Here is a 21,887-nt window from a genome sequence, read left to right as displayed (position 1 = left end):
TATACTAGCTAGGGCTAAAAGTCTTGGAGAGCCTGGGTTAAAATTTAATTTTTTAGTATTTCTGTATGGAGGAAGTCCAAGAATACTGACTCCCGAATACCGACTCCTAACCCCCAAACTTTTTCAGCAGACCCTAACTATATATTGGCCTCAAAAACGGGACAATAGCCTTCGGCAACCACTTTAAAACCGTAGAGAGGAGAAGCGGGATTCCAACAGCGCTGACTTTTGTAGTGGACACAGACACGACAGCAATCCATCTCCTCTAAAGCTTTGGTGGTGCGATTGGGAATCTCGCTTAATAATTCCCGTTGGGAGACTCCCCGCAATAATAATTCTTCCCCTTGCCAGCGCGCTTCCACCAGTCCCGTATCGGCGAAATTACTCCACCGGGGATCCCGGGTGATCGGCTCTGGTAAGGTGATAGTGATGATCGAATCCGATTCATTTAATTCTCCCTCATAGTGACTGGGGGCCGGGGGTGTCGGTTGCAAAAAGCGATCGCCAATAGGCAATTCCACCAGGGTTCCCACGGCCGGAGAATGGAGTTGATAACGGCTTTGTAATTCTTCTAAACTGGTCAAATCCGCTAGATATAGGGGCGAGCCATGGACGAACATGATATGCTGCGGTCGCAGGTTATGGATTAGTTGGGTGGTGTTGCGACTATCGCTATGTTCGGCCAGTAGATAGGTTTCTTGGCTAATTAATCCCGAACGCTGTGCCGCTTTTAATCGGGGATTCTCCAGGTTGATATCGTGCAGGTGTTGGGGAGCTAACATTAACCAAGGTTTATCCCCTTGCAGATATTTACTCACCTCCTCTAGGCGATCGATTAGTAAAATGATCGGAGTGGTTCCCCCTAGAGGTGTCGGTTTTTCTGGCAATCTTCGCAACCGGGGACAGATGCGCTCATCCCAAAATAAGGGCTGATGTTTGGCAAAATTTTGCACAGAGGCAGGAAATTGTGGCAAGATTTCTAGGTAGGCATCGCAAGCTTTAGCGATCTTGCCCCCAACCCAGATATCAATGTCGCGGCCCGTGAATTGGTGGTGCGATCGCAGTAATTTTAAAATTTCCTGACCCAATCCCAAAGCGGGGACGGGTAGTAGGACATTTTGCCCCTCGGCGATCGCATGATAGATGCGATTCATCAACTGTTTTTCCTGCTGTCGTCGGTGGGGATGGCGCTCTGTGCCGTAACTGCCTTCAATAATCAGTACATCGGGGGATATTCCCCGCAGCAGATCGATCGATAATCCTTCCACCAGTTGAAAATTAGATAGGGAAAAATCGCCGGTATAGAGGACCTTATAGGTGCGTTTGGGGGTTTTGTAGGTGAAGAGAACTACAGCAGCCCCAGGTAGGTGGCCGGCCGGAAAAATCTCGACGGTGAGATCATCGAAGAGAGTGATCGGCGATCGCCATGGCCAACCCTGACAGAAACTGCCGATTTCCTCGACAGAATCGGGCCATTGTAGGGGCAGCAGTTGTACTGTCACCTCGCTGGCATAAACTGGCAATTGGGGATAGGTCTGATGGAGAGCCATTAACCCACGGATGTGATCGCTGTGGGCATGACTACAGAACACCAGATCCACGGGTGGTTTTTTGTTTTGGGTCAGGGGTTGCATATCGGCCAAACCGCAATCTAAAAGTAGGCGATAGGGACCGATTTTCAGGAGGAGACAAACCCCTTCCGACGCGTGACCGACACCAAAAGGTAAACAGGATAAAAGGGATTTTGACCCCCAGACAGCAGTAGAGCGTTGAACCATGGCAACCCTGATTATGATGACTGGTTAGTGAGCCGAACCATTGCCATCGTAGTTATCGCTATCGTAAAAACCGTTGCGGGTGCCGAAAAAGAGACAAGAGACGGTGAATACAGCCGTTAATGCCAACAGGATTAATTTGATGTCCATATAATTAGTGCAACTCCTCAGAGGGTATCTCCCCTCATACTAACCCAACTTTTTCGGTTGTTAGCAGCTAGGTTTTGAATTTGTCCCTGGGCGCTCTACCTCTTTTCATAATCAAACCTCTTGCATAATTAATTTTTGAGGGTTCAAAAACGGTAAAAACAAGGATTAAATTGCATAAAATCTGTAAATAGACCATTTATTTGAGACGAGGGACTGAATCATCTCCGCTGTCAAAGCGCATCAACCTGATGCGAGAAAAATTGATTTTTGTAAATAATAATTTCAACGCGCTCGCTACTAGCATAGGATAGAAACGTTGAATTTCCAGGAGGGGTGATGATGAAAGACAGTTCTATATTCCGACGTTTCCCGCAGGTATTCGCGGGTTTATCGGTGCTATCGATCGCTCTCGTCTTGAGTTCGTGGATAGCGGCGCGCTCCCTCTTAGCAGTGAAACGGGCCAGCGATGTTTTTGTCGTGACCGGTTCGGCAAAAAGGGCGATCACATCCGATTATCTTCTTTGGCGTTTGTCGGTTTCCAGTCAACAACCGACTGCCCGCGACGCCTACCGCGATCTGACCATGCAAACCGAGCGGATACGAGCTTATCTCAAAGAAAAACAAGTTCCCGACGACGCAATCACCACCAATGCGATCGAGACGATGCCGATTCCCGAAGTAACGACTAACGGCCAGGAGACCGGGCAAATTCTCGCCTATCGCCTCACCCAACGCTTCGAGATTCGAGCAGGCGATGTGACCCGTTATACGGAACTTTCTAGGCAGGTAACGGAATTGATCGAGGAGGGAATTAACCTCGTCTCCGAACCCCCCCAATACCTTTACACCCAACTGGATAAGCTGCGGGTGGAAATGGTGGCGGCAGCGACCAAGGACGCAAGAGCGAGAGCCGAAGCGATCGCCGGTAGTACCGGCAGTCGGGTGGGAAGGGTGCGCGATGCGAAAACGGGAGTTTTTCAGATCACCTCGCGCAATTCCACTGACGTGAGCGATTCGGGAATTTACGACACTTCCTCGATCGACAAAGATATTACTGCGGTGGTTTCGGTGACGTTCGGGATCGAGTGAATTACAACACAATCCTTACTGCTGTCTAGGCAGGGAAGCCTCTGTGCTAGAGCTAGACTTGACGATGAGAGCAATGGGAACTAGGCCAATCCGCTTGGCTGAGATTAGGGTTTCCAAGACTAATCTCGCAGATTTTGCGCTTTTGACGCTTCCTTTGGCACGTTTACCGTCTGATGCTAAATCCTGTTATAATAGGGTAAATAAAAACCAGGAGATAAAATGCCGAAGAAAGCTTACTTAGCTGAACATCTAAGTTCAGAGGAACTGAAAGATAGATACAGAAGTAGTCAAGACTCAGTGGAAACAAGAAGATGGCACTTATTGTGGAAAATATCCTTAGGATGGACAATCAAAAATGCGGCAGTAGCTGTGGGATTAGATTATCAATATAGTTTTAGAATTCTCAAAAGATATAATGAATTAGGAGAAGAAGGAGTTACAAATCTCAAGAAAAAAAGTGTGGAACATCGGAGAGGAAAAGAACCTTTATTGAAGGAAGAACAGTTGCAAAAATTAAAAGAAGAACTGAAAAAACGTCCTGCCGATGGAGGAATCTGGACAGGTCCGAAGGTGGCTAGATGGATAGAAAAGGAAACGGGACGAGAAAAAGTTTGGAATCAAAGGGGATGGGATTACTTAAAAAAAGTGCGGTTATTCTTGTCAAAAACCGAGGCCAAAACATAAAAAGCTAACCCCAGTTAAACCAGAAAAATTTAAGCAGAATTTACCAGTAAAATTTTAATATTAAGACATAAATTTCCCAATGCTCAGAGAGAAGTTAAAAACTGTAAGTTGCCGATGGAATCATGCTCGATTTTCTACTGTGCTGATTCGCCAGAATTACAGCCAGCCGAGAGGTTGTGGTCTCTAGTAGATGAATCCCTGGTTAATGAGCATTTTGAAACGATGGAAGAAAGGGAAGAACAATGACTTATGATTGATTGTTATCAGCTTTTCAAAACAGGATTTGGCATTAAAAGTCAGACAGAGGAATAATTCCACAGGCTTGAATTTTGTTTAAAACGAGGTGAAGTTGCCACAATAACCAATTGCCAACCCTCCAGAAAGCCAAGGAGTTTTGATGGTCAGAAACCTCCCCAGATGGGGAACAAAGATTTTCTTCAAAAATCAGCCAATGAACGGGTAAATGACCGAGGGGAGAATTCGGATCTAATTGAAAGTTTAGTTGCTCATAATTGAGCCATTGACCCTGCTGCCGCCAACCTAGGCGCTCGCCAAGTTTCTTTTGAGTTTCATAATCCACTAAACCACCGAGACTAGAGAAAATAGCTTGCTGAATACTAAAACCGAAATGACCGTTACTATAATGGAGCCAAAGTTGATCAATTTTTTTCAGTTCCGAACAAGGTAATTGAGCAATATCTTGAGGATAAACCTCATTCCAGTAGGTCTTACCCAAAATTTTCAATAGTAGTTTGGTCGTTTGGCGATCAGCGGCTTGCCACTGTTGCTTTCTTAGCAAATCTTGTAATTGATTATAATCAATATCCGCCGATTCTTGAGTTAAGATATTTGGGGAAGTCTGGGGATTTTTAGAACTAGAAGATTTGTCAAGACTGTTTTGAGTGAATTGAGAAACAACTATTGCCGGGGGAGTTTTTGGCCTAGTGTCTTTTTGACAAGCCTCTTGTTCTGCTAAATGATGAGATAATTTATTGATGGTTTTTTCTAGGGAAATAAATTGTGCTGACCATTCACTTTCATTGAATAAGTAATCATTAACTTGGCCAGAGGACAAAGCATCTTTTAACCTTGCTTCTTTCTCGTAACCAGTCGCCAGGAAATTGAGCAAAAACTCAGAATTCATGGCGGAATCTGACGTTTCTAACAGATCAGGCTGAGGTATAAAAATATTATCTACTAAATACTTAATTTCTCCCACTGTTGCATAAAATTCTTCATCCACCTTAATAACTTCTTCTATTAATAATTGAAAAGGAGCAAAATAGTCCTGTAAGTAGTTTTCAAAATTAACCGCATTTTGGGCAAGATCAGCAATTTCTTGGCGAACCCGTTGAGCTCTGAGTTGATAATGATTTAATTCCTCATAAATTTTGAGTTCTTGGATAATTGTTTGCACAATTTTTTTCTGATTTTGAGTATCCTCGGCTAATTTCTGAACTCCTTCCCCTAGCAATTTAGTTTTTTTCAACATCAAAAAAGATGTTTTTCCCAGTAGCAAAATTGCCCGAAAATTTTCCTGTTTTTCCAGCTTGAGTTGCTCGAGAATATTTTGATTGTTATTATTTTTAATTTCCAGTTTTATTCTCTCGTAGTCTAAGATTTTTAATTCTTGATATTTTTGGGAAAATAAAATTTTTAGATTGTCACTGAGTTGCAGTAAAAAACGATAATATCCTTCTTGATAGAGTTCTAGTCCATTAATTAATGAATTATAGTCTTTAATTAATAACTGAGTCTCGAGCAAGATTTCCTGTTGAGTAATTTTTTCTTTTCGTTTGATAATCTTACCAAAATAGTAATGGTAGCGAACTCCTTCCTGAATTAATTTCCGACGTTCCTTGATGATTTTCTGAAAATTTTTTAAGCATCTATTCTTAAAAACAGGAAGTTGATAGCTTTGCTCATAAATGGCAATCTTTTTATAGGTCATCAGATGTTGAGAGTTCCTATTTAGCATAGCTATCTTAGACCAAAAAATTTCTCAATACTTAGCAATAATTATTCGCTTCCCCCAGCTATTGCAAGAGGGAGCAATCCCTAATTAAACATTTTCAACGACAACTGTTCCATTTTCAACAACTGTTTCATTTTCAACAACTGGTTCCTTTTCAATAACTGGTTCATTTTCAATAACAACTGTTTGAGGACTTTCAGGAGTTGGATCAGTTACCGTTTCTGGCTGCTTTACTGTCTGTTCTTGATGCTCGGTTAAGTGTTTTTTGGTTTTTAATTTCAAGTCATCAGTCAGAGGTAAACTATCAATTTCAGCCAAAAGTGTTTCCAGAGATTCTTTTTTACTTCGCTCGGCGTAAAAAGCATTGAGAACCGCTTCAATTCCGTACTCGGCGATCGCATCTCCTAAGACAGTCACCAACCCCATCGCTCCGATACCCAGAAAAACGACAAAGGGTTGTCCGAGGGTGAGAATTAGCACGATGACAGCAATAATAGCCGAAGCTAAATAAGCACCAGCAACTTTTTTAATAATGTTATCAAGTTCCATAAAAATCACCTCAAATTTTTAGCGAAGGATTAGTTTAATTGTAAAGCAAGGTTAATCTGTCTGTTGCTCGCTGTCAAGTAAAGCTTGAAGAAAAGGTTCAAGACTTTTGGGACGATAATCGGAAAAAGCCTTTAATCGTTTTACCACACTGTGATGAACGGTGACAACTTTGCCATTGAAAGTTCGCCATTCTTCCCCTCCCAATGCCGCCAATCCCTTAACCGCATTATCGAACTTGATGGTGGGGTCTAGTTTAATTTGGAATTCCTCAGATTCAGGGAGGGTTGAGTTAAACTCTAATCCCAATTTTTTGGCTTGATTAATCATCCATTGTAACGGGTAATCGGCAAGTCCTTGATATTCTTTTTTGCCACCGCCTAGACAGGTATGTTCACCGACAAACAAAACTTCTTTGACAACTTGTTCGGGATTTTCGGGGTTGGCTTTGATCGGAGTCGAAGGGAAGTTTTTACGTTTTTCATCAATGGCAACAGCCTGAAAAGCATTCTGGATAATCGGACTTAATTTTGTGTTACTAAATTCATATTTTTTATGATAAAACTTAGCCAGGGGAAACCAAGGAGTTAAATCGGGAATACCAAAATCCCCCACGGTATCCCAACAACCTAACATCTTAACTGGAATACGCTCTTGAAGATCTTCCTTTTCTGTCTCAATTTTTTTAGCATTAGCGGCACGGAATTGTCGAGCTTTAGCACTATCAGCACTAACGGTGTGGTCCCGATAGAGTTGATAAGCCTGGGGAATTGCTTGAAGCTTAGAGCGTTTTAGGATTCCACATTTATCGATAAAACTGGCCAAACAACGAACGATATATGCTCCTCGACTAAAACCTAACAAATAAATTTCATCCTCGCTTGTGGGATTATAGTTAAGGACAAGAAAACGATAGGCATCTTGAATCATCCGATCGAGGCCGCAGCCAAAAGTTTCATTCCCTAAATTTTTAATAAATTCGTTGTCTTCGGGGCCGCCATAACCTGATAAAAAGATGATTTGGGGGGTTTGATCCTCGGCAATATGCTTAATAGATGTGGCGAATTTAACCACATTGGTGGGATCAGCACTGACCGAGTCTTCCCAAGAACCATCACAACAAACAATTAACCGTTTTTTCTGGCTTGAGTTAGTGACTATAGCGGGTTCAGAAATTGCCGTTTCAGCAATCTCCTCAATTTCATTGCTCTCGTTGTTGGCAAGAGCAGCTTCTTCGGTGATTATCGTTGATTCTGGATTCTCTTCCGGGGAAGGTTCTTGATGTTCGGCTGGAGCATTCTGTTCAATCGCTTCTTCTTCTTCAAGGGAGTCAAAAATTTCGTTGACCATTGTTATCCTTTTCGCATTCCTTCTAGCTTTACTGCTAGTCTGAGTTTTTGATTTAGGGATCGAGGTTGATTTAGAGGGAAGACTATCTAGTTGCCAGGTTGTCCCATAAAGAACACCATGATTACCATAACTTGTTTGATCCTCAGCACTGCCATTGAGTGATAAATAAGTGACTAAGCCAACGTCATCAACCCCGGGAGATTGATACATCGTTTTTTGGATTTCTTCTTGGCTAAGTGCTTGATTCCAAAGAGAAAATTCAGCGAGACAACCTTGCCAATAATGAGCGGGATTAACAGAGGCCCCCAAGATAATTTTTTCAATCCCGGTTAAGGACCGGTTATGACCGTTGCCACGATGCCAAATGATCCCATTGCGATAGATCAACATTCGGCCTGTGGCGGCATTTTTGACAAAGGCCCAATGAGTCCAGTTATTATAATCCTTAAGCTTGACTTTTTTTTCAATTCGATCGAAACCTTCTTCATTACCCGCATCCCAAAAAATCGCAGGTTTCACGGCATCACCCCAGGGCAGAGTAATATGTAGGACGCGGTTATTTTCCTGATTAACAGCTTCTAAAAGAGTCGTTTCTGTAGCTAAATTATTTTCCCCTTTTGCCCAAAATGTAATGGTAATACTTTGATCGATGTCGAGAAATCCCCGGGATAGCTCCATCTGATCATCAATGCCATTAAATTTTAGTACAGAGCGTTGTTCAGCCATTGGTTTTGTAATTGCCCAGGGGAGAAAGAGGTAATCAGGGGTTCAGGGACTCTGACCAATAAGAGACTGACCTATCCGTTGCGGTCTTTCTGAACCCTACCGCCTAGCTTACCACATTTTAATCATCTAGCGATATAAGTGAGAAGTTTTCGTAAAATTTAGTTTCAATAGCCTCTCATCCTATATTCTTACTCAATTCTTGTTGGTAGAAACTGGCAATTAAATTGCTGGCATCCTCAGACAGCTGGCGGGTTTGTCCAGGTTCTGGGATCGATTCGCGGTCCGGCTATTGGCCTGATTATATCAATCTTTTGCAGCCAGAGAGCTTAAGGTGAGATTTTAAGCCACTTTAAGATTTGAGGATTTTTGTCATAACGATAGGTAAAACCATCCTTGGCTAGGATCAAATTTCCGCGACTAGCTTTACTACGAACACTAGAGAGCGATAAGTCGGTTAATAGTTTCATCTCTTGATGAGAAAGTCCCTCAAGAGACTGATCTGTTTCTGGAGATTCTGACCCATGATTAATGGTAATATCAGGTTTTACAGAATTGTTCTTAGGGGTATTAGTAAACATTTCTTGCGCTTTCTTAAGGCGATAATCCTCAACGGTCGAGAGTTCCCAACTAGAGTTAGCCGAGAGTTCTAGAACCCATTGATGATAATTAAAGAGACTTTCTCGATGACCGACACTAATAAAAGTTGTCTTACGAGCTTTTAATTGCTCATATAGAATCCTTTCGTTGACTAAATCTAGGGCGCTGGTTGCTTCATCTAAAATGATAAAACTGGGGGGATTAACTAAGAGCCGAGCAAAGGCTAGACGTTGTTGTTCTCCTAGGGAGAGAATGTTTTCCCAGGGTTTTTCAGAGTCAAATTCATCCACCCGACTTAGGGCGTTTTGTAAATTGACTTGTTGCAATACTGCTTGAATTTCGCTATTAGTTATCTGACGCTCGGTCTGAGGATAGAGCAGTTGTTCGCGTAAGGTTCCTAAGATAATGTAGGGACGTTGGGGTAAAAAGAGAATTTCTTCAAGGGGTGGCCGTATTAAACGTCCGGTACCGGAATTCCATAAACCCGCGATCGCTCGTAGGAGGGAACTTTTGCCGCGGCCACTAGGGCCAACAATCAGTAATCCTTCACCGGGTTGAACAGAAAGAGATAGATCTTCGACAATTACCTGCTCATAGTCGGGAGTTTGTAAAGTGACTTTCTCAAAGGCAAAATGATTTTCTTCTATAGTTTTGATCGTGTTGATATTCTCCGGTTGTTGAGTGACGGTTTCTAGGGCAGTCGCAAATTCATTTAAACGTTCAACATAACTAGAAAATCGTCCCGAAATGCCAAATTCAGTGATCAGGTCGCCCAAAGAAGTAGCGAATATATAACAGGCTGTGGAAGCTTGTTCCACCTGTCCATAATCGATCTCACCTCTAATATACAAAGGTCCAAGAATTAAGAAGGGAAATACTTGAATAGCGGCTTGATAGCCCCTAGCAAACAGTTCGTTCCCTCTTTCCCAATCAATTTTATCGAGAGTATCTTCTAATACCTTTTTAAATCTTCGCTGAATGATATTTAATTCTTCTTTCTCCCCCCGAAAAAAAGCGATGGATTCAGCATGATTCCGAACGTGAGTTAACGCATAATTATAATCAGCTTTTGAAGCTAATTGCTTTTCATTGATCTTGATTAATTCTTGATTTAAATAAAGGGCGATAAAATTACCGATGACTGTATAAATAAGTAACGGAATAGCAATCCGCTCAGAAATCGTCCAAATCACCACTAAAAAGACAAGCATCTTCAGGCTTTTTTCTAGAAAAGATGAGAAAAAGCTAAGAGCATTACTGGTGATCGGTTCAATTTCTTGAGCAATGCGTTGATCGGGATTATCAATATCAGATTTGAAATTAATTTTATAATAGGCACGCTTATGGAAGTATTTAGTTAAAACCTGACCATTTAGCCATTCATACCAATCCAAAGCAATTTTTTTGGAAATATTTTTACTGTAACCGACTAGCAGTGTCACCAGGATCAGCCCAATCACATAGGCGATCAATTCCTGATTAAATCTGGCATAGTCTCCCTGTTGTACAATTGCGTCAATCAAGCGACGAATAGCAAAACTATTAAAAAGCGTTACGACTACTAGACCGAGGATTAGAAAAAGTAGCAAAAATAGCATTCCCCAGCCACGAATTACTGCGGGAAAGCTTCTTGTTCCTGGTTCGGTCGGATACCAGTAAGGTTGAGTGATCGCCTTGACATCTTTCAAAAATTGGTTAAAAGAAGCAAGTGCATTTTTATTTTCAGCAACTTGGGTTGACATATTTTCAAAAAAAAGGGTTGACGCTATTGGTAGTCGGGCAGCAGTTGAGCCTCTGCTAGTTTAACATTTTTGTCTCATATTTTTTCCAAGCAAGTAAATAAGTAGAGATCAGGGATAAATCGAGAGGATGACAAACGATGGAGCTACTGGCTAATCCTTCCATGGTTTGACAAGCATCGAAGCGAGGCTTTGTCTGACTAATCATTTTAGCTGATTTTAAAATAATTGGGAACCAAGAACTAACGGCTTTTTCTCCTCCCCGCTCAAAAAGGTAATTTTCAACCATTACTAACCAATTTTTATCGGATACCGCTTCAGTGGCATAACCACAGGCATTAATTAGTTCAAAAAGTCTCTGCCATGAAATTGATTCAGGATTAACTAAATGAAAGGTTTTTCCTAAAAGTTGCTTTTGCCTTGAGAGATAAACAATAGCTTTACTGGCATAGTCCATGGGAATAATATTTATATCCACATCAAAAGTGGGAAATTTTTCTGATTTAATACATATTTGAATAAACCTAAAAAAGAAATTATTGGATTTTCGATAAATTCCAGTTTTGCTGTCACCCATAATTCTTGTAGGTCGATAAATAGAGACGGGCAAACCTCTTTTTTGAGCTAGGTGTATTAATTCTTCAGCAACCCATTTGCTTTGTTTATAGCCCGTATTTAAACTGGGAGAAAATCGAGGAAATTCTGTCTCTCTAATGGGTGTATCTTGTCTATGAGCCTGACTAAAAAAAATGGCCAGTGTCGAGATAAAATGAACAGGTTTAGTTTTTCTTAGTCCGGCTAACTTAAGAATTTCTTGAGTTCCCAGAACATTAACCGCTTTCATTTGATAGTAAGGGGGGATCGGGTCGTTTTGTGATCCGTTATGATAAATAACATCAATCTCGCTGGCTAATTGACAAAACTCTTTCTCAGAAAGACCTAGCAATGGTTGAGACAAATCGCCAAGCATCGGGATAATACGAGCCTCAAAATGTTGCTGCCAAAGTTGGTAAGATTGGAGGTTTTCTTTTAGTCGCTGTTTACCAGTTTCTAAAGTATGACAACGAATTAAACAATAGATATTAGCGGTGGTTTGATCGAGCAGTTCCCTGAGCAAATAAGCCCCTAAAAATCCAGTAGCACCAGTTAAAAAAATTGATTTTGGCTCGTCAAAATTGTCCTTGAGAGGACTGTCAAAACTGATATCAGGATTAAGAATAGCCTCTGTTTTTAAATCTGGAATACATTCTTGATTGCTCATTATTTGCTAGGACATATCTAATTTAATTTAGGGAGTGGACTTGCTTCAATCAAACTCTGCACAGGCATAGTGTCAATAATTCTATCTATTTGAAATCCAGCCCTTGTCAATAGGACTTTTAATTCATTTTCTGAGCGAATTTTTCCTGAATGAAGCATCCATAACTGTAGATCAGCTAAATTATCTCTCCAATAAATCTTGCGGATAATTCTTTCTGCGATTAATAATCGAGATGTGGAAGGCATATACTGGCGACAGTTTTTGAGAATATCAACCACTTGTTGATCATTCCAACTGAGCAAAACTTGCTTGAGTAAATAAACATCAGCTAGGACGGGAACCGATTCAAAAAAATCTCCACTTATCAACTCACAGCGTTCGCTTACCCCTTCCTGTTTCAATAAATTTTTGGCTTTTTCAAGGGAGTATGGCTGTTCAAAAAGTATCCCTTTTATTTGAGGGTAACGTTTTAAGATAGCAGCAATCAGTTTTCCCTGACCGCCACCAATATCTGCCAATACTTCTACGGAGGAAAAATCATAAGCTTCTAATATTTTGGCTATTTGGAATGTGGTTATATCATTCATTGATTGATCATAAACTTTATTTTGGCTAGGATTCTCTCGATGGTACTCCTCAATATCAAGACCATACATGGCTTTAAAAGCTCCTTCACCAGTCGTTAAACTTTGGGTAAAATTGCCCCAACAAGCATAACTTTCTTCTATCTCGGTAATTAGCCAGTTGCGTAAAGTTCCCACTTGATCATCCCTTAGATAAGCCGCTAAGGGAGTATTTTGAAAATAATCCGGTTGATTTTCTTGCAAAACTCCTAAACTGACCAAAGTTCGTAAAAGACGATAGAGAGAATCAGCATGAGTGTTAGTTTCCGTCGCTAATTCTTGATAGTGTTTTGAGCCATCTCCTAACAAATCAAGAATCCCTAATTTTACAGCAGCATAAATACATTGACTGATCTGAAACCCCCTAATCATCAGTAAAACGGTGTCTCTAGGAGATATTTGATTTGGGGTTTCTCTGGGAAGATTAAACATAATTTAATGACCTTTTTGATTGAGCTTACGGATTCCCTAAAAAGGGTATTTTTTGCTAAGAATAAATCCTTGGCTAAATTATTAACGATTTTACTTTAGTTGTCAACAATTCTAGGCTTGACTGTATTATTCCCTCAGTTTGAACCAGAAACAGCAAAAACGAGAGCCTCTTGCTCAATTCTTTGGTCAGGGTGACTTACTGAATTAGCCGCACCTTTGGAAATAGTAACCGCCGCCAGAGTACAAGAGTATTTAGCTGTTGGTAGCAGACTGTTTTGACCGATCATCTTTAACACACCTCAACCAATTTTAAAGACTGTTTTACTTGCTTGAAAGTTAACTCTAACTTTTCCACCAATTCATCACATTGACTTTCTGTGATAATAAAGGGTGGCGAAATTAAGATATGGTCTCCATCGACTCCGACACCAGTACCAAACCTTCCTCTGAGTATTAATCCATTTTCTAAGCCTAGTTGCATAATTTTTTCAGTAATACCTAGAGAACGAGAAAAAGGTTGATGATTGTCTCGATTTTTAACAAATTCAATTCCTATTAATAATCCTTCCCCCCGAACATCGCCTATGATTGGCTCCCGTTCAGCCAGTTTTTCTAATTGATGTTTGAGGTATTTACCCATCACTGCACATCGTTCTATTAAATTATGTTTAGCCATATAGTTCTGCACAGCTAAAGCCGCAGCGCAACTAATAGGATGACCGGCATAGGTAAACAATGACAGGGGTATATTTTTAGTTGCATTGTCAAATACTTCCCGAACCCGTTGATGAACAATAACTGCACCAATGGGAGCGTACCCGCTGCTTAAGGCTTTCGTGGCTGTAATTATATCGGGAATTGCCGCCCAATGGTCAACGCCAAAGTTTTTACCCGTTCGACCAAAACCCGTGATAACTTCCTCAGAAATCCAAAGAATATCATAGAAATCACAAATTTCTCGCACTTTTTCATAATAGCCAGGAGGCGGAACAATGGCACTCCCGGCACCGCCAATAATCGGTTCAGCCACGAAAGCTGCTATGGTATCTGCTCCTTCTTGTTCGATTATTCTTGCTAGTTCATTAGCACAAGTTAATTCACAACTGGGATAGGTAAGTTTATAGGGACATTGATAACAGTGAGGTGCTTGAATATGGGGAAAATTTAAGAGGTCAAAGGGTGATAAACTTTCTCGCACAAACCTACTACCAGTCATGGCGAGAGTGGCAATTGTATGTCCGTGATAGCTATGCCAACGAGAAATAATTTTGTATTTGCTGGCTTTGCCTCGTAGTTTATGGTAATAAAGAGCTATTTGAAAAGCCATTTCATTAGCTGTTGAACCACTGGTGACAAAACCGACTCTATCCATACCTTCGGGAGCCATTGTTGTCACCACATTAGCTAACTTTTCTTGGGGTTCACTGGTAAATTGAGCCTTATGAATAAAACACAGTTGACGAGCTTGTTCTGCCATGGCATCGGCCACTTCTGTGACACCATGACCGATGGAAATAACATGAGTCCCCCCGATGGCATCTAGATAGGTTTTTCCCTCTGAATCATAAACATAAATACCTTTTCCCGATTCTGCCATTAAACAGGTATTATGCCAACGAGTTGTATTGAAAACGTGGGATTGATCGGTTTTCATTGATTGACGATTACCTCTAATAAATTTTCAAAATTTGACGCTATCCTAGCGATGGTATCCGCTTCAAACAAATCTTTTTTATACTTCCACCATAGCTTAATAACAGTTCCGGAAGGGGTATTTTTTTTCCAGAACAATACTCCTAAATCTACTCTTGCCATTGATAATTTAAGCGGTATGGGGGTGACATTCAAACCCGATAATTCTAAATGCTCTGTGGGAGCTTTTTGCAAAAAGTCTAAATACACTCTAAAAAAGCGTTTATTTCGCTCTATCGGCGGGTCAAAGGTTTTGGCGATTTGCTCAAAAGGGACATCTTGGTGAGTGATAACAGCAAGCATCTCCTGTTGAACCCGTTTTAATAGGTGGAAAAAGTGGTCATTTTCGCCAAAATCAAGTCTTAAAAGCAAGTGCTTCCCAAAATCTCCCATGACAGATGCAAATTGCTGCTGATTGCTATCAATCGCTGGAACGCCGATAACGAGACTTTCCTGAGGAGCGTACTGATGGAGTAAAAGTCCAAAGGTAGTGGCGATGGTGGTAAAAAAAGTCACTTTTTGTTTCTGACTCAAAATTTCTAACTGAGTAGTCAGTTCAGGAGAAATCTCTGTTTCTAGGGTGGCCGCCTGGAAGCTTTGCACCTCTGGTAGCGGTCTGTCAGTGGGAAGATTTAAAGGTTGGGGTTCTCGACTTAACCAATGTTGCCAATAGTCGCGCCTTATTTTTAGTCCTTCTTCTGTAAGAGATTGACGTTCGGCAATCACATAATCGCCATACTGTAGGGGTAATTCGGGCAAAGGAGAAGGGTTATCAGAGAGGAAAGTATCGTAGAGAAGGCTCAATTCTGGCATTAATATTTCCGAAGATTGTTCATTGGCCAGCATCATGTGTAAACCGATCAGCAAAATATGAGACGTTTCTGACAATTGTAGTAGATTAACAAACAGCCAAGGATCTTTGTCCAGAAAAACTTGTTTTTTGATTTTTTCTGCGGTTATTCTTTCTATTTCTTGCTGTTGCTCTACTTCTGAGCGGTTTCGCAGATCAATAATTTCAAGAGCTATCTTTGTGTTGGGATAGACAACCTGCCTTAAAGAACCATTGATTTCTTCTAATTTTGTTCTTAGAATTTCATGGCGACGAATAATCTCATTAAAACTTTTTTCCAAAATAGCTATATTAAGCTTTCCTTCCAGATGGAAGTAGTTAGGTAGATAATAAAAGCTCCCTAAATGACGATAATCCCAAAATCGCTCTTGAGCAAAAGAGGGCGGATAATAACGAATTTCGTCGGCAGGTTGGAGATTTGTTGCTTCAATTCTGTTAAATGTTGATGATTTTTCTGACAGACAAGTTACTAATTCAGCAATGGTGGGTGACTGAAATAGGTCAAGCATCTGCAAGTTTTTACTCAACCTTTCTTGGATTCTATTCAATAAAACAATGACCTTGAGAGAATTTCCGCCTAACTCAAAGAAGTTATCATTAATACCGATTGGCTCTAGTTGCAGAACTTCAGACCACAAGTTCGCTAATATTTCTTCTTCTCGATTACGAGGAGCTACAAAATTAGCTTTATTACTGGTTAATATATAACTCGGTTTTGCCAGTTTTGACAAGGCTAGACGGTCTATTTTATCATTAGGCGTAAGGGGCAATTTGTCTAAAATACTGATGGCATTTGGCCTCATATATTCTGGCAATTTGCTTTTAATAAATTGACCGAGTTCTAATATTAATTGCTGCTTAAATTTAATCTCGATTGGATTATTGGCATAGGTAAATATATCTTCAATAGGAGAACTAATGGGAAAAATTGCTGGTTGGAATGGTGCGGATTTATGGCTAAAAACTAGATCATAATATCCTGTGGCATCGGTATTAATCCAGCTAATCTCTAGGTGATAAGGTAAGTCCTCCACAAGAGCCATTATCCGATCAATTTCTACCCCATGCTTCGGCTGCTTACCTAGCCACTGGTTTAGTTGCTTAAGTGAGTCGCTTTGATCAGCTTCTTCTAACCATTGTTGAACCTTAACCTCCTTACTCAAACGAGCATTAGGAATACGAGAAATACCTAAATTTCTCGGTTGATATTCAGTTAAAATACGTTTAACTTCGTCTAAGTTCAGTTGTTCTTTTTGCCAGTCTAACCAATCAATCTCTGTCAACGGTTCAACGGAACTATTGATAGATAAAATCGCCTCGTAACGAAAGCGAGTTAATTCATTATCATAAACCCCAGTTTTGGGTTTTATTTGCACATGAGTAATTTCAGGAAATTGTTGTTGAAGTGCTAGGAAGAAAAAGGGATGTAATAACAACTCTTCTTCTGCTTGGTGTTTGCGGGTAATTCTTTCTCGCAATTGGCAGGCAAGAACATGATCATTAGCTCGATAAGCTTCTACCGAAGTACAATAGGTTGGCAAAAGGGCTAAATTACGAATATCTCCAACAAGAATATGACCTCCTTTTTTAACCCGTTTAATCAACCCTTCTAAAACTTGCAGTAGGTAGGCGGTACTGGGGAAATATTGCAGCACAGAGTTCATGATAATAGTATCAAAACTTTCTGACTCCAATCCCGCTAAGTCATCGGCGCTTCTTTCCCACAAAGTTACATGATCTAAACCGCCTATTGTTTGCTGAATTTTCCGAATATGATCTAAAGCAGGACGAGAAAAATCAAGACCTACATACTCGGAACAATCGGGGGCAACTCGAGTTAATAATAATCCCGTACCGCAGCCAACTTCTAAAACTTTTTCTGGGTGTAACTCTTGAATGCTTTCAACGGTTTTATCCACCCATTCGTGCATTTCTTTTTCGGGAATTGGCTGTCCGTCATAACTACTATCCCAACCAATAATATTAAAAGTAAGATCACTTTGAATAGGGGTTTGACTGTCAGTTTGCTGATTAACAGTTTTCCAAAGAGCCAGATATTCTTGTTGAGTTTTTTCCTGTTCTAAGGAATCCTCAGAAGTTAGATGAGGAACGACATAAGCGATTAACTGTTTATCCCCTAATTGATCTTGGCTGAGGATAACCGCCGCCGACTCAATCGCCGAGTGTTGAATCAATACGTTCTCAATTTCTCCTAGTTCTACCCGAAAACCTCTAATCTTAATTTGATTGTCAATGCGTCCTAAGTACTCAATGTCACCATCGGCTAAATAGCGACCCAAATCTCCAGTTTTATAAAGCCGTTCGGAGGGATTGAAAGGGTTATTGATAAAGTTTTCTTGGGTTAATTCTAGCTGATTGAGATAACCTCTCGCTAAACTAACACCAGCAATATATAATTCCCCTTGAGTTCCTTGGGGGACAGGCTGTAAATTCTGATCAAGAATATAGATTTGTGTCTGATTGATGGGACGACCAATAGGGACAGAGGTACAGTTTTCTGTTAATTTATAATTAGATAAATCACAATAGGTTGCTTCGACAGTGGTTTCTGTCGGTCCATAAGCGTTAATTAATTGGGGTACTCGGCGGAGTTTCCCAGTTTGTAGCATTTCTTCTATATATTGCTGCCATAGTTTGAGTTTTTCGGGTAATAAACTTTCTCCACCCACAAATAATAATCGCACCGATTCGGGGAAGGGTTCCTTAGTTCGCGCTAATTCGGTAATTAAAGCCTGCCAAAAAGCTGTGGGTAAATCTAAGATTGTCAGTTGCCATTCTCGACACTTTTGGATAAAGCTAGAAAATGAGCTTAACATCGCCTCAGTTCGCAAAACAACCGTGCCACCAACAGTTAAGCAAGGATAAATTTCCTCGACGGCAACATCAAAACTAATCGAGGCAAATTGTAAAATTCGATCGCTTTGACTGAGATTAGCGGTAGTCTTAACCACTTCAATAAAATTAACCACAGAGCGATGTTCAATCATCACGCCCTTGGGTTTTCCGGTGGAACCTGATGTATAGATAATATAAGCGAGGTTTTCGGGGTTAACTTCAATATCGAGATTTTCTGGCTTTTCTAGGGCAATTAGCCCCCAATCTTCATCCAATTTCAGAATTTTAACTCTCTGATTGTCCCCGAATTTACCGATTAAATAACTGTTGGTGATTATGAGAGATAATTGAGCATCTTGTATCATATAATCCAAGCGCTCCGGGGGATAGTCGGGGTCGAGGGGAACATAGGCACATCCGGCTTTTAGAATAGCCAAAAGGGCCATCACCATTTCCGGGGAACGTTCCACAGATAAACCGACGAGACTTTCCGGTTTTAGCCCATATTTTTGTAAATAATAGGCCAGTTGATTGGCTTTTTGATTTAAGCTTTCATAGCTAATTTGCCAGTTTTCCCCAATCAGAGCCATCGCTTCAGGGGTGCGTTGTACCTGCTGTTCCAATAATTGATGAATAGATTGAGTCATGGGAAATAAAGTAATTTGATTGCACTCAATGGCTATAGTTGGCTTAATTTGCTTGATCCTATTTTCCAAAGCGACGCTCGCGATTTTGAAACCAGTGGATAGCTTCTTCAATATCTGCCGGACTTAGATCGGGAAAGAAGGTATTTGTAAAGTAGAGTTCACTATAACAACTCTGTAGGGGCATAAATCCAGATAACCGACATTCTCCAGAGGTCCGAATAATCAGATCTGGCGGCGGACAAAATTGATCCATTAGCTGATGAGGTTCGATCTCTTCAGGTTTAACCCCCTTTTCTACTAGGCGGCGGACTGCGCGGATTATCTCATCTTCACCACCGTAGTCTAGGGCAAAATTGAAGATGTGACCGGTCATTCCTTTGGTGCTATGCTCTACCTCCTCAACAATAGACAAGAGATGTTCAGGAAGGCGATCTTTTCTACCTAAGTGTCGCAACTGTACTGAGTATTCAACCGATAAGGGCAATAAATTGCTGAGAAACTGACTAAAAACATCCATTAAGTTGTCAACTTCGCTATCGGAACGCTTCCAGTTTTCGGTGGAGAATAGCCACAATGTTGCGGCGTAAATTTCCTTATCCCAAAGCGTTTTTAATAGGGAAGGTGCCACCTCTATAAATGCTTTTCTGTGACCTTCTTGGGGAGATAAGCCCTGATTTTTTGCCCATCTTCTGTTACCGTCTGGAATGATGGCAATATGCTTGAGAGGTTTAGTACAGATGTTGTTAGTCATAAAATTTTTCCTAATAAGGTTGAATTGAGTAGTTTGGCAAACAGAGCGGTATTTAAGTTTCTGGTTTAGAGTGGAGTAGCTTCAATTAAACTCTCTATAGACTGAGTGTCAATAATTTTAGTTATTTGAAAGCCAGCCGTTTCTAATAATACCCTAAATTCAGATTCCGATCGAATTTTTCCTGAACCTAGCATCCATAAATTGAGATCAGCTAAATTATCCTTCCAACGATTTTTGTGCAAAATTCGATCCACGATTAACAATCGAGAGGATGGAGCCATAGCCTGACGACAGTTTTTGAGAATTTCAAGGGCTTTTTGATCATCCCAATTGAGCAGAATTTTCTTCAATAAATAAATGTCTGCTTTAAGGAAAATGGGGTCAAAAAAGCTCCCAGGAATCAAACTACAACGGTCGATCACTCCCTCTTGTGTTAGTAGATATTTCCCCTGCTCAATACAATAGGGTTGTTCAAATAGCACCCCTTTAATCTGGGGATATTTTTGTAAAATAGCAGCCAGAAATTTTCCGTATCCTCCACCAATATCTGCGACAATTTCCCCGACAGAAAAATCATAAGCGGCCAAAATCAGGGGGTTTTGAATTGCAGTTATATCAACCATTGCTTGATCAAAAACTTCAGCTTGATCGGAATTTTGTTGATGAAACTCTTCAATATTGACACCATACATAGACTCAAAAGCACCTTGACCTGTGATTAAACTTTGAGTCAGATTTCCCCAACTAGCATAACTTTCTTCTATTTCGGCCATCAGAAAATTGCGAACAGTTCCCTGTTGCTTATCTCTTAAATAAGTTGCTAAAGCAGTGTTTTGGAAATAGTTGGGTTGGGTTTCTTCTAAAATCCCCAGACTGGTTAACGTCCGCAAAAAACGATAAAGTAAATCAGCATGAGTATGGGTTTCAGTGGCTAACTGTTGATAAGATTTTGTTCCATCTGCCAACAGATCAACAATTCCTAATTTGGCGGCCGCATAAATACATTGGCTAATCTGAAAACCCCTTACCATCTGCAAGACAGTGTCTCTATCAGACATTTGCCCGGGATTTTCTCGCTGAAGATTAAACATGATTGAATGAGCAAAGTTGAGATGGTTGTTAATGGAATGACTCCAGAGATATTTTTAGACGAAATAACTCTCGGGAAATTTTTCTGTAATCATCATAATCGCTTGCTTCTGAGAGAAAACACGATAGGTACGAGAAAAAAGTTTTTCTTCTGGACTGATTTTAAAATCCTCAGCCAAATCCCCCGCAGGTTCTTGAGATAAATCAACGATTTCCTTAAAGGTTTCCATCCGATTTTCTAACCAAAGCTTACCGATGGGTTTTCCTGAATTGATTAATTCGTCTTGAAACTTGGTGTCTAGTCTATCAATAACAATAATAGACTCGGCATAAACTAATTTTTTTTGGCTGACTGTACTGCAAAGAAATATTTTTCTTTTGATAATTTTGCTACCTTTTTCAAGATCTAAAACCGGCAAGTCTTCCTCTAAATATACCGCTTCTTCAGACAGTTTAACAATTGACATTTTTTCCAACAAATAAATCTCTAAAATGTCGGTCAGAGTCCCATCGGTTATTAAAATGATTCGCTGGAGTGTGCTTAACTCCGAAAGATTAAGAGGGGTTTTGCTAAAACTATTTTTTAGCAACTCGATTTTACACCGATTCGGTAGTTTCGCTGGCATCATGGCACAATTCCTTAATTTGCTGGATAGATTTAAAGTTAGCCGATCGATGTGCCTAAGCGCTCTCTGGGCATCTTGTTATAACTGGGTAAACACAACCTTAAGCTGGACAATCTACTAAGTAGGGTCTGCTGAAAAAGTTTGTTGGTGGGGGCAGGGTGTGGCCCCCCCAACCCCCCCGACATCGGGGGGGCAGGTGGGGTGTAGGGTTTTACCGATTTTGAGGTAGTCAGTTACCTAATTTTCAGGGAAAAAGTACCTGAATTTTACCCCCGATCCCTCCAATGGTCGGCACTTTTTGAGGTCAAAAAAGTCTAAAAGCCTTATCCAACAAGGTTTTTAGATTTATTCAGCAAGCCCTAAGTAGGTTGGTCTCATTGAATGTAAGACCCAGTGTGGGCGGTATGCTCCCATTACAGGTGGGTGCAA

General features: G+C 40.6%; 16 protein-coding genes. 3 read left to right on the top strand and 13 right to left on the bottom strand.

The genetic code is table 11. The features are described 5' to 3' along the window. Positions 1–137: 137 nt before the first annotated feature. On the bottom strand, positions 138–1,778 hold the full coding sequence (locus ACE1AQ_RS04885) for an MBL fold metallo-hydrolase (RefSeq protein ID WP_008202917.1): 1,641 nt from the start codon (positions 1,776–1,778) through the stop codon (positions 138–140). 24 nt (positions 1,779–1,802) lie between these two features. Next, complete coding sequence (locus ACE1AQ_RS04880) at positions 1,803–1,925, bottom strand: hypothetical protein (protein ID WP_002737208.1); 123 nt, start codon at positions 1,923–1,925, stop codon at positions 1,803–1,805. Between the two features lie 339 nt (positions 1,926–2,264). Between ACE1AQ_RS04880 and ACE1AQ_RS04875 the strand changes: the two genes are divergently transcribed. From ACE1AQ_RS04875 to ACE1AQ_RS04865, 3 genes are all read left to right on the top strand, one after another. Further along, a complete protein-coding gene (locus tag ACE1AQ_RS04875; RefSeq protein WP_039899763.1) occupies positions 2,265–3,014 on the top strand; it encodes an SIMPL domain-containing protein in 750 nt (249 codons plus the stop codon). A 219-nt stretch (positions 3,015–3,233) separates the two neighbouring features. Further along, a complete protein-coding gene (locus ACE1AQ_RS04870; protein ID WP_008199691.1) occupies positions 3,234–3,698 on the top strand; it encodes a helix-turn-helix domain-containing protein in 465 nt (154 codons plus the stop codon). A 114-nt stretch (positions 3,699–3,812) separates the two neighbouring features. Further along, positions 3,813–3,944 carry a hypothetical protein gene (locus tag ACE1AQ_RS04865; protein ID WP_255348749.1) on the top strand — a complete coding sequence of 44 codons (132 nt, stop codon included), beginning with the start codon at positions 3,813–3,815 and terminating at the stop codon, positions 3,942–3,944. Between the two features lie 43 nt (positions 3,945–3,987). Here ACE1AQ_RS04865 and ACE1AQ_RS04860 read toward each other — a convergent pair whose 3' ends face one another. The 11 genes from ACE1AQ_RS04860 to ACE1AQ_RS04810 form a co-directional block, all read right to left on the bottom strand. Beyond that, positions 3,988–5,649: a GUN4 domain-containing protein gene (locus tag ACE1AQ_RS04860; protein WP_106910062.1), complete on the bottom strand. Its 1,662-nt coding sequence runs from the start codon at positions 5,647–5,649 to the stop codon at positions 3,988–3,990. A gap of 111 nt (positions 5,650–5,760) precedes the next feature. Then, complete coding sequence (locus ACE1AQ_RS04855) at positions 5,761–6,222, bottom strand: hypothetical protein (protein ID WP_110545636.1); 462 nt, start codon at positions 6,220–6,222, stop codon at positions 5,761–5,763. A gap of 51 nt (positions 6,223–6,273) precedes the next feature. Continuing rightward, a complete protein-coding gene (locus ACE1AQ_RS04850; protein WP_008199684.1) occupies positions 6,274–8,295 on the bottom strand; it encodes a phospholipase effector Tle1 domain-containing protein in 2,022 nt (673 codons plus the stop codon). A 326-nt stretch (positions 8,296–8,621) separates the two neighbouring features. Next, the gene (locus tag ACE1AQ_RS04845; protein ID WP_106909807.1) at positions 8,622–10,634 is read right to left on the bottom strand and encodes an ABC transporter ATP-binding protein/permease; all 2,013 of its coding nucleotides are present in this window, start codon (positions 10,632–10,634) and stop codon (positions 8,622–8,624) included. A 55-nt stretch (positions 10,635–10,689) separates the two neighbouring features. Next, entirely contained in the window at positions 10,690–11,892 is a 1,203-nt protein-coding gene (locus tag ACE1AQ_RS04840; protein ID WP_008199679.1) for a thioester reductase domain-containing protein, read from the bottom strand. 17 nt (positions 11,893–11,909) lie between these two features. Next, on the bottom strand, positions 11,910–12,947 hold the full coding sequence (locus tag ACE1AQ_RS04835) for a methyltransferase (RefSeq protein ID WP_008199677.1): 1,038 nt from the start codon (positions 12,945–12,947) through the stop codon (positions 11,910–11,912). Between the two features lie 289 nt (positions 12,948–13,236). Then, positions 13,237–14,601: an aspartate aminotransferase family protein gene (locus ACE1AQ_RS04830; RefSeq protein ID WP_008199674.1), complete on the bottom strand. Its 1,365-nt coding sequence runs from the start codon at positions 14,599–14,601 to the stop codon at positions 13,237–13,239. Further along, positions 14,598–18,992 carry an amino acid adenylation domain-containing protein gene (locus ACE1AQ_RS04825; protein ID WP_253257764.1) on the bottom strand — a complete coding sequence of 1,465 codons (4,395 nt, stop codon included), beginning with the start codon at positions 18,990–18,992 and terminating at the stop codon, positions 14,598–14,600. The genes ACE1AQ_RS04830 and ACE1AQ_RS04825 overlap by 4 nt, the downstream gene beginning before the upstream one ends. Positions 18,993–19,050: 58 nt before the next feature. Then, on the bottom strand, positions 19,051–19,743 hold the full coding sequence (uppS, locus tag ACE1AQ_RS04820; RefSeq protein ID WP_110545640.1) for a polyprenyl diphosphate synthase: 693 nt from the start codon (positions 19,741–19,743) through the stop codon (positions 19,051–19,053). A 65-nt stretch (positions 19,744–19,808) separates the two neighbouring features. Continuing rightward, positions 19,809–20,801 (bottom strand): methyltransferase, encoded by a 993-nt coding sequence (locus ACE1AQ_RS04815; RefSeq protein WP_374807966.1) that lies wholly within the window; start codon positions 20,799–20,801, stop codon positions 19,809–19,811. Positions 20,802–20,888: 87 nt separating this feature from the next. After that, positions 20,889–21,458 (bottom strand): chorismate pyruvate-lyase family protein, encoded by a 570-nt coding sequence (locus ACE1AQ_RS04810; RefSeq protein ID WP_277927682.1) that lies wholly within the window; start codon positions 21,456–21,458, stop codon positions 20,889–20,891. Between the last annotated feature and the right edge of the window lie 429 nt (positions 21,459–21,887).

Origin of the sequence: Microcystis sp. BLCC-F209 (assembly GCF_041928595.1) — a bacterium.
In the GTDB taxonomy this organism is placed as follows: domain Bacteria; phylum Cyanobacteriota; class Cyanobacteriia; order Cyanobacteriales; family Microcystaceae; genus Microcystis.
The sequence above is the reverse complement of the archived record's forward strand: the minus strand, read 5'-3'. Positions and strand labels throughout refer to the sequence as shown.

Coding starts and splice junctions, on each gene's coding strand:
- ACE1AQ_RS04885 (WP_008202917.1), bottom strand. CDS start 1,778: ATGGTTCAACGCTCTACTGCTGTCTGGGGGTCAAAATCCCTTTTATCC.
- ACE1AQ_RS04880 (WP_002737208.1), bottom strand. CDS start 1,925: ATGGACATCAAATTAATCCTGTTGGCATTAACGGCTGTATTCACCGTC.
- ACE1AQ_RS04875 (WP_039899763.1), top strand. CDS start 2,265: ATGAAAGACAGTTCTATATTCCGACGTTTCCCGCAGGTATTCGCGGGT.
- ACE1AQ_RS04870 (WP_008199691.1), top strand. CDS start 3,234: ATGCCGAAGAAAGCTTACTTAGCTGAACATCTAAGTTCAGAGGAACTG.
- ACE1AQ_RS04865 (WP_255348749.1), top strand. CDS start 3,813: ATGGAATCATGCTCGATTTTCTACTGTGCTGATTCGCCAGAATTACAG.
- ACE1AQ_RS04860 (WP_106910062.1), bottom strand. CDS start 5,649: ATGACCTATAAAAAGATTGCCATTTATGAGCAAAGCTATCAACTTCCT.
- ACE1AQ_RS04855 (WP_110545636.1), bottom strand. CDS start 6,222: ATGGAACTTGATAACATTATTAAAAAAGTTGCTGGTGCTTATTTAGCT.
- ACE1AQ_RS04850 (WP_008199684.1), bottom strand. CDS start 8,295: ATGGCTGAACAACGCTCTGTACTAAAATTTAATGGCATTGATGATCAG.
- ACE1AQ_RS04845 (WP_106909807.1), bottom strand. CDS start 10,634: ATGTCAACCCAAGTTGCTGAAAATAAAAATGCACTTGCTTCTTTTAAC.
- ACE1AQ_RS04840 (WP_008199679.1), bottom strand. CDS start 11,892: ATGAGCAATCAAGAATGTATTCCAGATTTAAAAACAGAGGCTATTCTT.
- ACE1AQ_RS04835 (WP_008199677.1), bottom strand. CDS start 12,947: ATGTTTAATCTTCCCAGAGAAACCCCAAATCAAATATCTCCTAGAGAC.
- ACE1AQ_RS04830 (WP_008199674.1), bottom strand. CDS start 14,601: ATGAAAACCGATCAATCCCACGTTTTCAATACAACTCGTTGGCATAAT.
- ACE1AQ_RS04825 (WP_253257764.1), bottom strand. CDS start 18,992: ATGACTCAATCTATTCATCAATTATTGGAACAGCAGGTACAACGCACC.
- uppS (WP_110545640.1), bottom strand. CDS start 19,743: ATGACTAACAACATCTGTACTAAACCTCTCAAGCATATTGCCATCATT.
- ACE1AQ_RS04815 (WP_374807966.1), bottom strand. CDS start 20,801: ATGTCTGATAGAGACACTGTCTTGCAGATGGTAAGGGGTTTTCAGATT.
- ACE1AQ_RS04810 (WP_277927682.1), bottom strand. CDS start 21,458: ATGCCAGCGAAACTACCGAATCGGTGTAAAATCGAGTTGCTAAAAAAT.